The sequence below is a fragment of the Clostridium tertium genome, from assembly GCF_902652255.1.
GTDB lineage: Bacteria > Bacillota > Clostridia > Clostridiales > Clostridiaceae > Clostridium > Clostridium tertium_A.
Window position 1 is genome coordinate 1 of sequence record NZ_CACRTO010000033.1, and the last position, 1,526, is coordinate 1,526.

General features: G+C 28.8%; 1 pseudogene. It reads right to left on the bottom strand.

The features are described from left to right. Window positions 1-175: 175 nt before the first annotated feature. Window positions 176-1,420, bottom strand: a pseudogene (locus GPX08_RS11945) (IS256 family transposase). Window positions 1,421-1,526: the final 106 nt, after the last annotated feature.

Genomic DNA, 1,526 nt, shown 5'->3' on the forward strand with positions numbered 1-1,526 from the left:
GAGAATATCTAAAAATTTGTGTAAATAATAAATTTAGTTTACTAATATAACTGGAAATTTTATTTCCAGTTATATTTTTGTTTACTTATTGAAATAATAATACTGGGCTTTTATACATTTTTAGTTTCTACTAAAAATGGTTTAATATTCATTAAAGGCTAAAAAAGTACAAGCTTTAAATTATTTCATTTTTATTTAATCTATCTCCAAACATTATCATAAATTGAGATAATATTAACCCCCAATTAGAAATTGGTGACGTCCATTTTTGCATAATAATTTCAGTCGCTAAGTATAATGATTTTCTTAAGGAATCATCTGTTGGGAATACGGTTCTTGTTTTTGTAAATTTTCTTATTTGCCTATTTATGCCTTCTAAAGTATTTGTAGTATAGATCATTTTTCTTATTTGTTCGTTAAAAGCGAAGAATGTTGATAATTTATCCCAGTTTATATACCAGGACTCAATTACATTTGAATATTTATCATTCCATTTTTCTTTTAACATATCGAGCTGCGCTAGCGCGATTTCTTCATTTGGCGCTTTATATACCTTTTTTAAATCAGCAACAAATATTTTCCTATCCTTATAAGGAACATATCTCATTGAACTTCTAATTTGATGTATTATACAACTTTGAATACTTACATTAGGAAATACTGTTTTTATCGCATCTGGAAGACCTCTTAAACCGTCCATACATGCAATGCATATATCCTTAACTCCTCTATTATTTAAATCATTACATACGCTTAGCCAGAACTTTGCGCCTTCTGATTCACCAATCCAAATTCCAAGTATATCTTTATACCCATCCATATCAACTCCTAAGCATATATACGCTGCTTTAGTTACTATTCTATGATCATCTCTAACTTTGAAATGAATGGCATCCATATATACAATGGGATAAACCTCGTCTAACATTCTGTTTTGCCATTCGGCGGCGGAGCCCAATACTTTATCAGTAATGTTAGATATCATGCTAGGCTATACATCAATTCCATACAGTTCATTTAGTTCTGCTTGAATATCACGTGTACTCATTCCTCGAGCATACAAAGATATTATTTTTTTATCAAATTCATTGCAATCAGTTTGATATTTTTTTACTGCAATAGGTTCAAACTCTGCTTTTCTATCTCTTGGAATATTTAATTCTACATTTCCAAAACTACTTCTAACATTCTTCTTGGAGTAACCATTTCTATAATTTTTTTCTTCATCTTCATAGGATTCTGATTTTCTTTCATATTTTCCACGTCCTATTGTTTCCTCCATTTCAGCTTCTAAAAGTTGTTGCATAACATCTTTAAATAATCTTTGTAATAATCCATTTTTACCAGTAACATCTTCAAGAGTTTTACATTTTTTAATTTCAGCTTCATAATCAATGTTTGGTACTTTTATTTCTTTCATTTGGAATCCTCCTTTTAATTATAAGAATATTATTCCAAATCTACCACTTAAAAATACATAAAAGGATGTAGTAGATTTGCTTTTACACAAATCTTTCTACATCCTC